Origin of the sequence: Streptomyces sp. NPDC037389, from assembly GCF_040636475.1 — a bacterium.
GTDB lineage: Bacteria > Actinomycetota > Actinomycetes > Streptomycetales > Streptomycetaceae > Streptomyces > Streptomyces hesseae.
In genome coordinates this window covers 17,246-32,489 of the sequence record NZ_JBEZUS010000025.1, presented here as the reverse complement: position 1 = coordinate 32,489, position 15,244 = coordinate 17,246, and the positions used below count along the sequence as shown (strand labels likewise).

The 15,244-nt window shown below is 74.1% G+C and carries 13 protein-coding genes and 1 pseudogene; 4 read left to right on the top strand and 10 right to left on the bottom strand.

Annotation, left to right across the window (positions count from 1 at the left end):
* Positions 1 to 53 precede the first annotated feature (53 nt).
* Together AB0E98_RS32425 and AB0E98_RS32420 are read left to right on the top strand one after the other, a co-directional pair.
* Positions 54 to 626, top strand: a complete 573-nt coding sequence (locus AB0E98_RS32425; RefSeq protein ID WP_361709756.1) for a TetR family transcriptional regulator — start codon at positions 54 to 56, stop codon at positions 624 to 626.
* 94 nt (positions 627 to 720) lie between these two features.
* Positions 721 to 2,307 (top strand): NAD(P)/FAD-dependent oxidoreductase, encoded by a 1,587-nt coding sequence (locus AB0E98_RS32420; RefSeq protein WP_361709753.1) that lies wholly within the window; start codon positions 721 to 723, stop codon positions 2,305 to 2,307.
* A 145-nt stretch (positions 2,308 to 2,452) separates the two neighbouring features.
* Here the strand turns inward: AB0E98_RS32420 and AB0E98_RS32415 are convergent, their stop codons facing one another.
* Entirely contained in the window at positions 2,453 to 2,848 is a 396-nt protein-coding gene (locus AB0E98_RS32415) for a hypothetical protein (protein ID WP_361709750.1), read from the bottom strand.
* Between the two features lie 121 nt (positions 2,849 to 2,969).
* Here AB0E98_RS32415 and AB0E98_RS32410 point away from each other — a divergent pair, with 121 nt between their 5' ends.
* Positions 2,970 to 3,839: an ATP-grasp domain-containing protein gene (locus AB0E98_RS32410; RefSeq protein WP_361709748.1), complete on the top strand. Its 870-nt coding sequence runs from the start codon at positions 2,970 to 2,972 to the stop codon at positions 3,837 to 3,839.
* Positions 3,840 to 3,859: 20 nt separating this feature from the next.
* Here AB0E98_RS32410 and AB0E98_RS32405 read toward each other — a convergent pair whose 3' ends face one another.
* Positions 3,860 to 4,732: a class II glutamine amidotransferase gene (locus AB0E98_RS32405; RefSeq protein ID WP_361709745.1), complete on the bottom strand. Its 873-nt coding sequence runs from the start codon at positions 4,730 to 4,732 to the stop codon at positions 3,860 to 3,862.
* A 141-nt stretch (positions 4,733 to 4,873) separates the two neighbouring features.
* On the opposite strand from AB0E98_RS32405, the gene AB0E98_RS32400 reads away from it, so the two are divergent.
* A complete protein-coding gene (locus tag AB0E98_RS32400; protein WP_361709743.1) occupies positions 4,874 to 5,512 on the top strand; it encodes a maleylpyruvate isomerase N-terminal domain-containing protein in 639 nt (212 codons plus the stop codon).
* Between the two features lie 29 nt (positions 5,513 to 5,541).
* Here AB0E98_RS32400 and AB0E98_RS32395 read toward each other — a convergent pair whose 3' ends face one another.
* The 8 genes and pseudogenes from AB0E98_RS32395 to blsG all read right to left on the bottom strand — a co-directional run bounded on the left by AB0E98_RS32395 (position 5,542) and on the right by blsG (position 15,227).
* On the bottom strand, positions 5,542 to 6,819 hold the full coding sequence (locus tag AB0E98_RS32395; protein WP_361709740.1) for a CAP domain-containing protein: 1,278 nt from the start codon (positions 6,817 to 6,819) through the stop codon (positions 5,542 to 5,544).
* Positions 6,820 to 6,921: 102 nt separating this feature from the next.
* A pseudogene (locus AB0E98_RS32390) lies at positions 6,922 to 7,686 on the bottom strand (endonuclease/exonuclease/phosphatase family protein); the annotation flags it as partial.
* 95 nt (positions 7,687 to 7,781) lie between these two features.
* On the bottom strand, positions 7,782 to 8,414 hold the full coding sequence (locus AB0E98_RS32385) for a class I SAM-dependent methyltransferase (RefSeq protein WP_361709737.1): 633 nt from the start codon (positions 8,412 to 8,414) through the stop codon (positions 7,782 to 7,784).
* Positions 8,415 to 8,461: 47 nt separating this feature from the next.
* The gene (locus AB0E98_RS32380) at positions 8,462 to 10,354 is read right to left on the bottom strand and encodes a hypothetical protein (protein WP_361709734.1); all 1,893 of its coding nucleotides are present in this window, start codon (positions 10,352 to 10,354) and stop codon (positions 8,462 to 8,464) included.
* A gap of 100 nt (positions 10,355 to 10,454) precedes the next feature.
* Complete coding sequence (locus AB0E98_RS32375; RefSeq protein WP_361709731.1) at positions 10,455 to 11,687, bottom strand: MFS transporter; 1,233 nt, start codon at positions 11,685 to 11,687, stop codon at positions 10,455 to 10,457.
* Positions 11,684 to 12,877: an ATP-dependent carboxylate-amine ligase gene (locus tag AB0E98_RS32370; RefSeq protein WP_361709821.1), complete on the bottom strand. Its 1,194-nt coding sequence runs from the start codon at positions 12,875 to 12,877 to the stop codon at positions 11,684 to 11,686. Before AB0E98_RS32370 ends, AB0E98_RS32375 begins: the two co-directional genes overlap by 4 nt.
* Positions 12,878 to 12,906: 29 nt before the next feature.
* A complete protein-coding gene (locus AB0E98_RS32365; protein WP_361709728.1) occupies positions 12,907 to 14,085 on the bottom strand; it encodes a DegT/DnrJ/EryC1/StrS family aminotransferase in 1,179 nt (392 codons plus the stop codon).
* Entirely contained in the window at positions 14,082 to 15,227 is a 1,146-nt protein-coding gene (gene blsG / locus AB0E98_RS32360; RefSeq protein WP_361709726.1) for an arginine 2,3-aminomutase, read from the bottom strand. Before blsG ends, AB0E98_RS32365 begins: the two co-directional genes overlap by 4 nt.
* Positions 15,228 to 15,244: the final 17 nt, after the last annotated feature.

Genomic DNA, 15,244 nt, shown 5'->3' with positions numbered 1-15,244 from the left:
GCCGGGGATCACCGTGCGGTCTCATGGGGACTCGTGGGGAGGAGAACCGGGGGATGACCGAGGACAAGCCCGTACGACGACGTCACGCCGACACCACCCGGCAGGCGCTGATCGACGCCGCGGCCGGGCTGTTCGCCGAGCGGGGGTACGAACGGACCACCGTCCGCGCGATCGCCGACCGCGCCGGCGTCAACCAGGCCCTGCTCTTCAGATACTTCGGCTCCAAGACCGTCCTCTTCGGCGAGGTCATGGCCAACGACGGACGCAGACGGCTGCGGGAGACCCCGCCCGAACTGCTGCTGGAGTCGGCCCTGCGCGGGCTGCTCGTCCCCGGCGACGCCCTCCGCGGGGACCGCTCCCTGGAGGTCTTCCTGCGCTCCGCCGGGGGCGACGACGAGGTGGCGGACGCCAGCCGGAGCCTGGGCGAGGAGTACACCCGGGCCCTGGCCCGGCTCACCGGCGAGGAGGACGCCGAGCTGCGCGCGGCCCTCGTCCTCGCCTGGCTGCTCGGCATCGGGCTCACCCGGCTGGTCGTACGCCAGGAGCCACTGGCCGGCGCCGACCCGGAACGGGTGAGCCGGCTGATGCTCGACGCCTCCCGGACCCTGCTGGAGGGACTGGCCTGAGCGGGCCCCGGCGGCGGAGCGTAGACACGGAGCCCGGCCCGTCTCAGCCCTTTGCGTACTTCACCCGGGCGAAACCCGCGTGCCACCATCCATCATGCGGCGTTACGACGTGGTGGTGGTCGGCAGCGGCCACAACGCCCTGGTCACGGCGGCATATCTGGCCCGGGCGGGCCGGGGCGTCGTCGTCCTCGAAGGAAACGACCGGCCCGGCGGGCTGGTACGCACCGAAGAGCTCACCGTCCCCGGCTTCCTCCACGACACCTACTCCTCCGCCCACCCCCTGTTCACCACCGGCCCCGCCTACGCCGAACTGGGTCCCGAGCTCACCGCCCTCGGCCTCACCTACCGCAACTCCCGTTACTGCGTGGGCGTGTCGATGCCCGGCGAGCGGACGGCCGTGCTGTCGACGGACCCCGAGGAGAACGCGGCCGAGGCCGAGCGCCTCGCCCCCGGCGACGGCGCCGCCCTGACCGCCCTGCTCAAGGACTTCCAGCCGCATGCCGGGCCGGTGTTCGGGCTGTTCGCCGCCGAGCTCGACAGCCCCGGCTCCGCCCGCGTCATCCACGAACTGATGCACGACGACGGGCACTACTCCACCTTCGCCCAGCAGTTCCTGCGCACCGGCCGGGACCTGCTGGAGCACACCTTCGCCTCACCGGTCGCGCACGGCCTGCTCGCGCCCTGGGCCCTCCACCTGGGCCGCGGCCCCGACGAGGTCAACAGCTCCTTCTGGACCGTCATGGTCCTCCTCGCCGTCACCTCCGCCGGCATGCCCACCCCCGAGGGCGGCAGCGAACGCCTCGCCCAGGCCCTCGCCGCCCTGACCGAACGACACGGCGGCCGGATCGAGACCGGCCGCCGGGTGGAACGGATCCTGGTCGAGGACGGCCGCGCCGTGGGCGTCCGCACGGCCGACGGCGAGGTCGTGCGCGCCGCCGAGGCCATCGTCGCCTCCGTCAACCCCGACCAGCTCTACCTCCGGCTGCTCGGCCACGAGGACGGCGTCGTCCCGCCCCTCATCCGGCGGCAGGCGGGCGACTACCGCTACGGGCGCGGCTGCGTACAGATCCACCTGGCCCTCTCCGAACCGCCCCGCTTCGCCGACGAACGCCTCACCAGGACCGGCCAGTCCCACCTCACCGGCGGCCTCGACGCCCTCTCCCGCTCGGTCAACGAGGCCACCCGCGGCCTCCTCCCCGCGGAACCCACCATCTCCATCGACACCCCCGCCGCGGCGGACCCCACCCGCTGCCCACCGGGCGCGGCCGTGGCCCGGCTGCAACTGCTCGACGTCCCGCTGCGCCTGCGGGGCGACGCGGCCGGCGAGATCGACACGGCCGGCGGCTGGACCGACGACGTCAAGAACACCTTCGCCGACCGCGTCCTCGAACTCGCCGGCCGCCACGCCCCCAACCTGCCCGGCGCCGTCCTCGGCCGCCATGTCATCGCACCGCCCGACCTGGCCCGCTTCAACCCCAACTGTGGCCCCGGCGACCCCTACGGCGGCAGCCACGAACTCGCCCAGAGCTACCTCATGCGCCCCCTCCCGGGCCGGCCTTCGCACCGGACCGTCGTCCCCAACCTCTTCATGGTCGGGGCCGCGACCTGGCCCGGACACGGCGTCAACGGCGGCTCCGGCTACATCGTCGCCAAGGAGCTGACCGGCCCCGCGCGGCCGTGAAGGCGCCAGCGCGTCAGCCGTAGCCGTCAGCCGCACAGGACGGTGCCGACGAGTCTCTGCGCGGCCACGTCGGTGGGGGGCAGCCTCCGTCCCAACCGGCCCGCACCCCTCCCGGGGGTGTCGCCAGGTCCCCTATGGCGAGCGCCTACCCGTGGATCCGCACGCACGCGTGCCCGTGCGGCGCGAGGCCGCCCTCGTCGAGCTTCCGCCACCCGTCGACGCAGATCCACGTACGGTCCGGCACCGTCCGGCCCAGCGCGAGCCCGTACAGCTGGCCGGGCCGCCAGTGCCGCAGCGCGCTCTTGCCGTCCAGGCCGCCGCCGTACATGTGGAACAGGCCGAGGAAGTCACCGTCCGGCGCGGGCGTGGCCGACGCCCGCAACACGTACCGGCCCTTCGCGTCCACCGTGAGGCACGACTGCCCCCCGCACGACGTCGCCGCGAAGGCCGTCGGCCCGGTGGCGAGGAGCAAGGTCAGGACGCCCACCGCGCTCACGGCCGCCCGCAGCGCCCAACGCGTCCTCGCCGCCAACCACTTCATCACAGCTCCGCCTTTCGTTCGTCGGTGTGCGACGAGCCTGCCAGCACACCCGGCCCCGGCCTCCCGCACGCTCGCGCCGACCGCCGATATCACCCGAACGGAGACCCTCTACGGTGGGGCGATGACCGACTCCCTGCTGCTCTGCGCCGACCCGCTCCGCCCCGCCGGCGGCGACCCGCACTTCGCCGCGCAGGCCGCCGCCGCCCGCGAGGCCGGCGCGACGGTGGCGCTGCTCGACCACGACGCGCTGCTCGCGGGCCGCGCCGACGAGGCCGTACGGCGCGTACCCAGGGACATCGGACCGCTGTGGTACCGGGGTTGGATGATCCCCGCCACCGCCTACGACGGGCTGGAGACCGCGCTCGCCGCGCGCGGCGCCCTCCTGCGCACCGGCGCCGAGCGCTACCGCACCGCCCACGAGCTGCCCGGCTGGTACGGCACGTTCACGGCGGTGACACCGGCGAGCACCTGGCTGCCCTGCGCCCCCTTCCGGGCACCGGGCCCGGCGGCGCTGGCGGAGGCCGCCGCTCGCCTCCCCCAAGGTCCCTGCATCGTCAAGGACTTCGTGAAGTCCCGCAAGCACGACTGGGAGCGGGCCTGCCACGTGCCCGACCTCGCCGACACGACGGCGCTCCACGCGGTGGTGTCCCGGTTCGTGGAGCTCCAGGAGGACTCCCTGGCCGGAGGCGTCGTCCTGCGCGCCTTCGAGGAGCTGCGCCGCGAGGAGGGCGAGGCACGGGTGTGGTGGCTCGACGGGCGTCCGCTGCTGACCACCGCCCACCCGGACACCCCCGGCCTGACGCCGATGCCCGGCCTGGGCGCTGTGGAGCCGCTGGTGGCCGCGCTCGGGTGCCGGTTCGTCACCACCGACCTCGCCCGGCGTGCCGACGGCGCCTGGCGGGTGATCGAGGTCGGCGACGGCCAGGTCAGCGACCTGCCCGCCGGGACCGACCCCTCGGCGCTGCTGGGGCCGCTGCTGAACGCGGGGTGAACCTCGACGCGGGGTTAACCTCAGCGCGCCTTCTGCGATCGCGCCGCCTCGGGGCGCAGGTCGCCGAGGGCCAGCCGGTGGCGGGGCGGGGCGGGAAGGACGATCCGGCCGGTGGCGGCCAGGTCCGGCCCGACGTGGAGGAGCTCACCGCTCTCCAGCGGCCGCCAGCCGGGGTTGTCGTCCATGGCCTCGCTGGCGACGACCACGGCCGGGGCCTCGCTCAGGTCGTGCGAGTGGACGCGCAGCCGGCCGCCGGTGCCGCTGTGGTCCAGGTGCCGGCTGCCGTGGTGGCCGCCCGCCGCGCGCTCCAGCACGTACAGCTCGTGGGTGTCGGGATAGCGCAGCGCCCACAGCTCGTCCCGTGTGGTGAGGACGAGGTTGAGGGAGAAGACGGGCAGTTCGTCGGCGATCCACCGGGCGGCCCCCACGATGCCCGCCGTGACGTCGCCGCCGTGCGCGACGATCTCACGGGTGATCAGGGCGAAGAACCGCTCGGAGTCGGTGTCCCCGCGCACCGTGGCCCGGGCCGCCGGGCCCAGGTGGGCGTCGAGCGCGTCGAGGCCCTCGATGACGCCGTTGTGGGCGAACAGCCGCCCGTCCTGCTCGAACGGATGGGTGTTGCGCGTCTCCAGCCGCCCGGTCGAGGCGAAGCGGATGTGGGCGAGGAACGTCGCCGACTCCAATTGTCGCGCCTCCTCGGCGAAGGCCCGGTCCGCGTAGGCGGCCACGGGGGCCTTGTGCACTTGTGGCACCCCCGCCGCGTCGAAGAACCCCAGGCCCGTCCCGTCGGGATCGCGACGGCTCTGGGCGCTGAGGCTGTCGGGCGCGTCCAGCAGCCAGAACGTGGCCCGGGTACGGAGCGGAGTGCTGCTCATGCCGAACAGACGGCACATGGCCCGGTCCCCCTTTCACCATCGGTCCCGTCGGCTGACACCGCGTCGCCGTGTCCAGCATCGGCGCGCCGCGAGTACGCGGACAGTCGGTATCCGGCTGCGTTCCGCCCGGATCCGGGCCGCCGGGGGAAGGATGGGGGGATGACCGACATCAGGGACGACTTCCTGTCCATGGCCCGTGTCGCCGCGGGTCTGTTGCGCGAGTCGGCGGTCGCCACGGCCTGGGACCGGCCGAGCTCCCTGCCGGAGTTCGCGGTGGGCGGCCTGGCCGGGCATCTGGCCTACCAGGTCCTCGCCGTCCCCGGGATCCTGGGCACGCCGGCGCCCCGGGAGCCGGTCGTATCGCTCCTGGAGCACTACGCGCGCGTGGAGTGGGCCGGCGCCGCCCTCGACGCCGACATCAACGTCCGGATCCGGCGGTCCGGCGAGCGGGAGGCCGCCGAGGGGCCCGAGGCGCTGGCTGCCCGTGCCGACGCCGCCGTCGGGGAACTGACGGCCCGGCTGCCGGCGGAGCCGGACCGGGCGGTGCGCATCCCCTTCTGGGGGCCCTGGTCGCTGACGCTCGACGACCTGCTCGTCACCCGCATGATGGAGCTCGCGGTGCACTGCGACGACCTGGCCGTCGGCGTCGGCGTTCCCACGCCCCGCTTTCCGGACGGGGCCCTGGCACGGGTCCTCGGCCTGCTGTCCGCTCCGGCCGTGCGCCGGCACGGCCAGAGCGCCGTCCTGCGCGCCTTCAGCCGCGCCGAGCGCGCCCCGGACGGCATCGCCGCGTTCTGAGGGCCGCTCGGAACGCGGCGGCCCGACGCTCAGGCCATGCCGAAGAGCTGCGTCCAGTACGTACCGGCCGGGCCGCCGCCCGCGTAGCCCACACCGAGGTGGGTGAAGCCGGGCTTGAGGATGTTCGCGCGGTGGCCGGGGCTGTCCATCCAGCCCTGGACGACCTCGGCGGGGGAGCGCTGACCGCACGCGATGTTCTCTCCGATGCCCCGGTGGCGCGCCCCGGCGGCCGCCGCCCGGTCCCAGGGCTCGGTGCCCTCGGGGGAGGTGTGGGAGTAGAAGCCGCGCGTGGCCATGTCCGTGCTGTACGCCTGGGCCGCCGCGGCCAGGCGGGTGTCGGCGGCCAGCGGCGGGAGACCGGCGGTGGCCCGTTCGGCGTTGGTGAGCGCCAGGACCTCCGCCACCGTGCCCGCCAGGCTCCCGTCGGTGAGCGGCGCGGCCCAGAGCGCCGTCCAGTACGTGTCACCCGACGCCGCGACGGCGTGGGCGATGCCCACGTGGGTGAAGGCCGGGTCGTGCGCCGGATGGCCGGTCCGCGCCCGGCCCTCGGCGAGGCAGTAGTCCAGGAACGCGTCGACGGTACGCGGCCCGGACACCAGGTGCTCCGCCAGCCGCACGTACGCGTAGCCGCCGGCGGTGACCCGCTGGAAGACCGACGCCCCGTCAGGACCCGCGGCGTCCAGACGCCGCTGGGTCGCCATGGCCGTCGCGTGCGCCCGGGCCGCCGCCACGAGGCGGGCGTCGGAGGTCAGCGGGGGCGCGCCGGCGCGCGAGCGTACGGCGTTGACCAGCGCCGTCGTGGCGGGATCGGCGTCCGGCGCGGCGTCGTCCCCCTCCACCGCGACGCCGAAGTCGCGGGCCAGGCCCGCCAGCCCGTCGGCGTACCCCTGGCCGAGCGCGCGCAGCTTCCACTGCGGGCCGCGCCGGTAGATCTCGGCGAGCAGCAGCACCGTCTCGTGGACCGGCCGCGCGGGCGCGAACCGGGCGAGCGCGCCCCGCCCGTCGGCGGCGACGCACAGGACGGGCGCGGGCAGCCCGCCGAGCGCGGCACCGGGCTCGGCGGGGGTGACGACCACGGTGACCCGGGTCGCGCCGGTCCTCAGCCGTCGAGGGTCGAGGGTGAGCCCGCCGGGCGCCAGGCGGGCGCCGGGTGCGGTGGGCTGGTTGTAGAAGACGAAGTCGCCGTCGCCGGAGACCTTGCCGCCGTCCCCGGTGATCAGCGCCGATATGTCGAACGGGCCGGGCACCTGGACCGACACCGGGCCGTCCGGCAGCGGAAGGTTCCCTCCGGAAGTCAGATCGCGCACCGGGTCCGCCCGTCGTGAAGGAGACGGGCTCCCACCCGCCCCGGATCGAGGTATGTGCTTGGAGGAACGCCCGGCGGACGGCGAGGGTTCCCGGCCGGACGGTCAGAGCTCGACGAGCGCCTGCACCGGCAGGTGGTCGCTGGGGAAGCGGCCGTCGTCGGAGAACGTGTTGATGGCGGCGCTGAGGGTGTGCACGGCGGGCGAGGTGAGGATCCAGTCGATACGGTCGCCGTCGGGCACCAGCGGTTTGTAGCCGTGGAAGGTGGCGTACTGGGGGCCGCGTTCGTCGGCCGTGTCCCAGCTGTCGGCCAGCGCGCCGCCGGCCAGCATCGCGTCGTAGACGGGGTTGCGATGGGCGGCGACGTTGAAGTCGCCGGTCACCAGGCGGGGGAGGGCCGGGTCCGGCTCCCGGAGCCGGTGGGTGATCAGTTCCGCGCCGCGCTCGCGCGAATACTGGTGGGCGTGGTCGAGGTGGGTGTTGAGGGCGAGGAACTCCGTGCCCGTGCGCAGATCGGCGAAGCGCACCCAGGTCGCCATCCGCACCACGGTGTTGCCCCAGGTGGCCGAGCCGATGAGAGCGGGGGTGTCCGACAGCCAGAAGTGGTCGTACTCGACGGGCACGAGCCGTTCGGCGTCGTAGAAGACCGCCGCGAACTCGTCGTGGCTGCCCCCGAGGCGGCCCAGGCCGACCCAGGCGTGGCCGAGGTCCTCGGCGATGTCGCGCAACTGCCCGTGCAGCCCCTCCTGCGTGCCCAGCAGATGGGGGCGCTCCTGGCGCAGCAGCCGGCGCATCACCGGCCTGCGCTCCGACCAGGGGTGTGGATCGCTCTCGGAGGCGTAGCGGAGATTGAAGGACATCACCCGAAGCACGTGGGGCGCGTGTGCGGTCACGGTTCGGGTGTTCCCCGGCCGGGCCGCCCGTAACCACGCGGCCCGGCCGGGCGCTCACCGGGCCGGCTCCTTCACGAAGCAGCCGGCTCCTTCACGAAGCACTGGATGTAGGCGTCGCCGCTGGTGCCGTAGGTGTACTCGGTGGAGTCGTACGCCACATACGGGTGGCGCTCCACCCGGATCGCGCGGAAGTGCGGGGTGTACTGCCACCGCAGCTCGGGACGGGTGCTGAAGAACGGGATGAACGCCCCGCCGGGCCGCAGCACCCGCACCACCTCCGGCATGGTCCGGCGCCACAGCGCCTCGTCCTTCCACACCTCCATCTCCAGGGCCGGGTCGAAGAACATCCCGTCGACGCTCTCCGAGGGCAGCTCGAAGATCCGCTCGAAGAAGTCGCCGCGCTCGACGGTGAGGTTGTCCGGCAGTGCGGGGTGGCGGGCGCGGAAGAGGTCCTCGACCTCGCCGTAGAGCTCCAGGACGGTGTGGCGGCGGGTGGCGGGGTTGCCCGCGATGCGCAGGGCCGACAGCCCGAGGCCCAGACCGACCTCGTAGAAGTCCTGGCCGTACGCGCAGAGCATGTCGGCGCTCGCCCACATCAGGTCGCGCTCCCAGGCCTGCATGGCCTGTTCGCCGCCGATGCTCAGGGTCACCTCGCCGTCGTGCTCGACGAGTTCGATCGAGGGCCCGTTCGCGTTCCGTTCCATGAACAACCGTCCTTCGCGGGAGGTGACGGGAGGTGATCGGTGGACACTCAGGCCCGGGGCGGTACCACTCCGAAGTGCCGCCGGGCGGTGGAGACGGCGAGGTCCTGCACGGCGAAGACCGTGAAGTAGTAGGCCTGGGGCGCCGTCGAGGGCGCGAAGCGCACCCGGAAGACGACGTCCTCGACCCGGCCGGGGGTGGCCCGGACCTTGGTCGTGGCCGGTTCCACCGTGGTGTCCTCGCGCAGATAGGTGGGGACGAACAGGCCCAGGCGGACGGGCCCGGGGCGCGCGGCCGTCAGCGCGGCCCGCACCTCCAGCACTCCGCCCCGCTCGGCCTCGTCGGCGGCGTGGGCCAGCAGCGAGGGCGCGTCGGGCACCCGGAAGGTGACGTCGCCGCAGCGCATGCAGACCACGCACGTGGTGTCCAGGACGTACGGGAGGAGCCCGCGCCGGGTGAACTCCTGGGCGGGGCGTCCGCAGTGGCAGGTGACCTCGCGGACGTCCGGGTCGAGGGAGCTGCGGTCCCCGAAGTGCGCGGGGTAGTTCATGATCTCGTTCTCGGGGTTGGCCGCGACCAGTTCGGCGATGGCGTGATCGAGGGACTGGAGGTCCGCCGAGAGCGAGCGGCGGATCTCCTCCCCCGACCGGTCGGCGAGATGGGTGGGCCGGGCCGCCCACAGGTCCACCTTCCGGGCGAGCTTGGTGAGGCGGGGGCGCAGGGGGTGGTGGTGCGGCAGCAGGTCCGAGGCGAGCAGCGCGGTGAGCCTGCGCGCGGTGGTGAGGACGAGCGGGCCGGGCCGGTGGCCGGCCGGAGCCGGCGCGCCGGGCGCCCGCCCGGGCGCCTCGGGCAGGCCGAAGCGCATGAACGCCGGATAGGGGTGCGAGCCCGCCAGGCTGGCGTTGAGGGCGTCCACCGAGTCCGCGCCACGGGCGGCGGCCCGCATCCACGCCACGTTCTCCGGCCGGTCGGAGTCGTGGACGGACACGGCGGAGACGACCGTGCGGGCCGGCCCGTCCAGGGCGTTGAGCAGCAGCTGGTACTTGGGGTCGTAGAGCGCGAGGTCGGCGAGCGGGCCGCTGTTGCAGGCGCTGAGGACGAGCTCCACGGCCGCCACCCGGTGGAGGGGCACGAGCTTGTCCTCGGGCTTGTAGCAGGGCAGGCCGTAGGCGCAGCGGGGGCCGAGCAGCCCCGGCCGCGCGGGCACGTCCGGGTTCAAGCCGCAGATGGTGAACTCGCCGAGGTTCACGCTGTCGTCCTTGCCGTGTCCCTGGAAGACGACCCGGCGCCAGCGGGTGCCGAGGATCTCGGCCTGGATGTCGACGCGTTCGAAGTCGCGGTCGTCGAAGACCCGCACGCCCGCCGGAGGCGGCGGCCGGTCCGTGTCGGTGAACAGGCCGAGCGCCTCGACTCCCGGGTCCGGCGCGGCGTACTGCTTGGCGACGTTCCAGGCGACGGAGGCGCCGTCGCGGCCGCTCAGCACGGTCAGCCCGTGCTCCGCGCCACGATAGGTGGCCAGCAGCAACTCCCGCACCGGGTCCAGGGTGAGCCGGTCGTAACAGCCCACGACCAGCAGGGTCCCGGGATGCCGCGCCGCGAACGGGCCGTCGCCGCCGGACAGCTCCTCCTCGGCCACCCAGGTACGGGCGAGCGGCCGGGCCAGCTCCACAATCCCCTCGGGCAGCTCCTTCTCCCCGAGCACGACGCCGACGTCCAGGGGGTGGGGGGAACACGGCCCGGCGTACAGCCCGGCCGCCAGCTCCACACTCCGCTCCAGGTCCGCGCGGCCCTCGACCGGGACGGGCACGGGCGTGCCGCCCGGTGCGGCCAGGAACTCCCGTACCGCGTCGGGCAACTGACCGGAGGAGACCGTACGGAAGAGGGCGGCGCCCGGCCGGGGGAGTTCCCGGTCGTGCGCGGGACCGGTGGCGACGGTGTTCATGACGGGTTACCTCGTGTTCTCGCGCTGACCTGGGAAGCGGGACCTGGGGCCGGAGGGGGAAAGAGCGAGACCGGCGGGGGCCTCGCCGTACGGGCGCGGCTCACGCCGCGCACTCCGCGCGCCGCCGGGAGCCCCGGCCCAGCAGCCCCTGGCAGCCGAAGGCCAGCCCCGCCCCCGCCACGGCCGTGGCGAAGGCGACGCTGAACACCCCGCGCGGCCCCAGCGGATCCATCAGCAGCCCCCCGGCCTGCTGCCCCACGGCGTCCCCCACGACCGTCGCCAGCGACGCCCACGTGAACGCCTCCGCCAGCGCATCCCGGTCCGCGACCGTGCCGACCAGCGTCATCTCGCTCGCCGACACCAGGGCGATGGGCGCGCCACCGACCGCGAGGGCCAGGCCCAGGGTGAGCTGGGACGTGGCGAGCAGGGTCAGCCCCGTGCCGACGGCGTAGGCGAACACCAGGCGCGGGAAGCGCCGGTACGCGGCGACCTCCGACTGGGCGCGCCCCAGCCACAGTGCCCCCACCGCGCTGCCGACGCCCCAGCAGGCGTACACCACGCCCGTACCGCCCGTACCGCCATGGGCGGCGACCGATGCCGGAATGGCCAGCGTCATCAGGCCGATGGGCACGGCGCACACGGCCATGATGCCGGTCAGGGCCAGCATCGCCGGTGACCGCAATGGCCCCAGCGGATGCCGCGGCCCGGCCTCCCGCGCCCGGGGATCGGGCCGGTCCGTACCGGCGGGCAGCGGGGTGAGGGCGAGCCCCAGAGCCCCGGCGCCGCCGATCACGGCCACCGTGGTGAGCGCGAGCCCCGCGGACCCCACGAGCATCAGCGCGGCCAGCATCAACGGCGCCCCGATCACCAGGACCTCGGTGAGCAGCGCCTCCCACAGATAGGCGAGCTCCCGTTCGTCGTCCTCCAGCGGCAGCCGTGCCCACAGCGAGCGCATGCAGGCGTTGGCGGGCGGCAGCGTCAGCCCGGCGGCGAACGCCATGACGGGCTGCGCCCAGCCGCCCGGACGGGTGGCCCACACCAGCGCGCAGAGCGCCGACGGATGGCACACACCGGTGACGAGCAGCACCACGCGGCGCCCGGCGCGGTCCATCCGCCGGGCGATCAGCGGCCCGCCCAGGGCCATGCCCGTGGTGCACAGCGCGGCAGTCATACCGGCCCGCGCGTAGCCGCCGCCCTGCTCCCGGACGACGAGCACCATGGCCAGGGACAGCAGATAGACCGGCATCCGGGCGACGACGCTCCACCAGGCCGGGCCCGCGACATGACGCCGGGTGAGCAGGGCGAGGAAACGGCGGGGCAGGGTGCCGGTCACGCGGGGGCCACCTCGATCGTGAAGACGTCCAGGACCTTCCGCATACGCCTCTCCACCTCACCGATCGACGTTCCCGCGACATGCACGTACCCGGACGCGTTGTGCGACGCCCGGCGGGCCGCCACCGGCTCGCCGACGCCCGCCTTGAGAACGGCGTCGATGACCCCGGGGATGCGCAGCAGCTCCTCCCGCGGGGTGATGCGGCGCACGGTGCCCGAGCCCGGCAGGGGCAGCAGCAGGTCGCCCGCGCAGCGCCGCTCGCGGTAGTCGAGGACGGGACGGCGGCCCAGATAGACGTCCAGGGTGGCGCCGAAGACGTCGAAGCCGTAGGCGTGCCCGTGGTTGGCGGGGATCTCGCAGCCGGCCAGCCGCACCCCGATCTCGCCCGCGTACACCTCCCCGCCGACCACGAAGAACTCCATGTGCGCGTACCCGTGGTCGATGCCCATCCCGGTGACGACGCGCTGGAGCAGGGCCCGCAGGTCCACGGGCGGGCCCTCGCCGCTGCCCACGCTGATGTTGGCGTTCATCGCGCCGTCGACGATGTCCAGCGGACGGCAGGGCATCGCGCTCGGCCAGGCGTCCAGCACCTCCCCGGCGTGGATCAGCCCGCACACCTCCCACTCGGTGCCCCCGAGGTGCTCCTCCACCATCCACCGCCGCGCCCCGAAGTCGAGGCCGGCCGGGGCGGCGGGCCCGGTCAGCCGGTGGGTGTCCACACAGGCGAAGGAGTCCACCGGCTTGAGGACGGCCGGCCAGCCGTACCGCCCGGCGAACCGCTCCACGTCCCGGGCCGACCGCACCCGCGCGTACCGGGCCGTACGCAGCCCCAGCTGCCGGAAGCGGTCCTTCATGGCAGTCTTGTCCCGCACCCACGCCACCTGTCGCTCCGTCAGGTGCGGCAGCCCGGCCAGCGCGGCGAACCGCTGGGCGACGCCCTGGCGGGGCTCGGACGGATTGCAGAAGCGGGCCGGCCGTGCCGGCAGCCGCCCGGCCCACCGCTCGTACCGCCGCACCTCCACGTCCAGCGGCACCCCTTCGCGCACCCAGAACGCCGGGAGGTGCGCGGTCCGCCGCAGATACCCCTCCGGGAGGTCGTGGCGGAGCCCTTCGAAACGCAGCAGCACCAGCCCGCCGGGGAGGGCACGGACCGCGTACCGGGTGAAGGAGGAGGGGCGGTCGTCCACCATCAGCAGCACCGGCCCTCCTCCGGGCGCGCTCACACCGCTTCCAGGGCCTGCCGGATCGCCTTGACGGCGAGGACCTGATCCGGCTCGGAAAGCTCCGGCGACAGCGGGACGCACAGGGTCCGGTCGAGCAGGTCGCGGGTGCGGGCGAAGCCGTCGCGGCTGAGGACGAGGGCCGTGTCCGGGGCGAGGCTCCAGGGGAAGCCGTCGGCGTAGAGGGAGCGCCGCCCGGTGAGCACCGGGTGCTCGGGCAGGAAGTACTTGCCGAGGGTCCAGTTGGCGATCCCCCGGTCGGTGAGCCCGGCCACGGCCGCGTCGCGCAGCTCACGGCTCTCCCACCGGAACCGCAGACTGACCTTCACATCCCCCGCCGCCCGCGGCAGCGCCTCCAGACCGGGACGGTCCGGCAGCGCCTCCACGGCGATGGCGTACATGCGCTCCAGCCCGGCCAGGAGCGCGTCGAGATGACGGAACTGCTGGCTCTGGATGGCGGCCACGCCCTCGCTGGTGACGAAGTTCTCCCCGAAGTGCGCGTCCTGGTCCCATGTCGGATACCGCCCGGGGACCCGCGCCGAGCCGTGGTCGTGATAGCCGCGCATCCTCGCCCAGGCCTCGTCGTCGCCGGTGACGACCAGACCGCCCTCGCCCGAGGTGAGCACCTTGTTGTGGTGGAAGCTGAACGTCCCGGCGTAGCCCGCGGTCCCGGCGTGCCGGCCGTCGGGCAGCCGGGCGCCCAGGGACTGCGCGCAGTCCTCGATCACGAACGGCACGCCCTCGGGCACGGGCCCCACCGTGCCCTCCATGTGCGCCACCACGACCCGCCGGGCGTCCGGAGGCAGCAGGGCGGGGTCGAGGGAGAGCGATTCGTCGGTGTCGACGAGGACGGGGATCAGCCCGCTCGCCAGGACCGCCCCGGCCACCGCCACGAAGGTGACGGCCGGGACGAACACCAGGTCGCCGACGCGGGGACGGGTGGAGACCAGGGCCAGGCGCAGCGCCTCGGTGCCGTTGTGCACGGCCAGCGCGTGCCGCGCGCCCAGGCGCCGCGCCACGTGCCGCTCCAGCCGGGAGGCCATGCTCTCGCCCTCCGTCTGGTAGCGGAACAGCACCCGCTGGTCGATCACCTCCCGCAGCTCCGTCATGTCGGACCAGTCGAGGTAGTTGGCGCCGTAGGGCAGGAAGCGCTGCCCGAGCCGCTTGTCGAGGGTCATCGCGCGTCGGACTCCGTGATCGGGTGCCCCGGGCCGCCGACGGCCAGCTCCTGGCCGTGGTGGTTGCGGAGCAGCAGGCCGTCGGGGGTGCGGGTGAAGTACGGGCGAGCGACGGGGATCTTGCCGATCTCCGTGGTGAGGACGTACTGGGGGACCCCGAAGCCGGTGATGTGTCCCTGGAGGCCTTCCATGATCTCCCAGCCCTTCTCCACGGAGGTCATGAAGTGCGAGACGCCGGTGACGTTGTCGCAGTGGTAGAGGTAGTAGGGCCGGACGCGGACGCGCAGCAGCTCCGTCATGAGGGTGCGCATGGTGGCGACGTCGTCGTTGACGCCGCGCAGCAGCACGGTCTGGTTGCCGACGGGGATGCCGTGGCGCAGCAGGCGGTCCACGGCGCGGGCCGCGTCGGCGGTGATCTCCTTGGGGTGGTTGAAGTGGGTGTTCAGCCACACCGGGTGGTGGCGGGCCAGCATCGAGCACAGGTCCTCGGTGATCCGCTGCGGCAGCAGCACCGGGAAGCGGGTGCCGATGCGGATGATCTCCACGCTGGGGATCGCCCGGAGCCCGGCGACGATCTCCTCCAGCCTGCCGTCCGGGTAGGACAGCGGGTCGCCGCCGGTCAGCAGGACGTCCCGGATCTCCGGGTGGGCGGCGATGTAGCGCAGGTCCTCGTCGAACGAGCCGCCCTCGTCGTCGCGGAAGTACGTGCCGTCGACGTCGGTGGTGTGGAACTTGCGGGTGCAGTGCCGGCAGTAGACCGGGCAGGCCTCGGTGACCAGCAGGATCACCCGGTCCGGGTACTTGTGCACCACGCGGTTGGTCCTCCGGTAGGTCATGTCCCCGACCGGGTCGACCTCGGCGCCGGGGAACTCCTCCAGCTCGGCCGGCGCGGGCACGGCCTGCATACGGACGGGGCAGGAGGGGTCATCGGGGTCCATCAGGGACGCGTAGTACGGGGTGATGCTCCACCGGTACCGGCCGGCGGACCCGGCGATCGCCTTCTCCTCGTCGGCGCTGAGACGGAGCCACTGGCGGGCCCTGGCGACGGTGGTGATGCGTTTGCGCATGTGCCAGCGCCAGTCGTCCCACAGCTCGGTGGGGACTTGAGGGCGGAACGGCGGGTCTGTGGTCGTGCCGGGCATGGCGCCTCCGAAGTGAG